Origin of the sequence: Faecalibacterium sp. DFI.5.82 (assembly GCF_029076575.1) — a bacterium.
Taxonomy (GTDB): Bacteria; Bacillota; Clostridia; order Oscillospirales; family Ruminococcaceae; genus Faecalibacterium; species Faecalibacterium duncaniae.
The window spans coordinates 1-313 of record NZ_JARFIS010000458.1; the positions used below are offsets into that span (position 1 = coordinate 1).

The following is a 313-nucleotide window of genomic DNA, read 5'->3' on the forward strand; positions in this document are numbered from 1 at the left end:
TCTGCAGGCACATGGCAAACTTGTAGGTGGTGGATTCCAGCGGGGTGCCGTAGAGAGAGTAATCCATGTTCTCGGCCTTCTTCCACTCGGTGCACTTGTCGTTCATTTGCTGCATCACGCTCAGGGCAAAGGGTTTGGCACCGGCATCGGTGTGGCTCTTGCCGGTCATATACTTCACACACTCATACAGACCGGCGTAGCCCAGGCTGATGGTGGAGTAGCCGCCAAAGAGCAGCTTGTCGATCTTCTCGCCCTACTTCAGGCGGGCCAGTGCGCCGTACTGCCACAGAATGGGGGCGGCATCGCTGGGGGT

At 58.5% G+C, this 313-nt stretch carries 1 pseudogene; it reads right to left on the reverse strand.

The features are described 5' to 3' along the window. A pseudogene (nrdD, locus tag P0G09_RS17415) lies at positions 1-313 on the reverse strand (anaerobic ribonucleoside-triphosphate reductase); the annotation flags it as partial.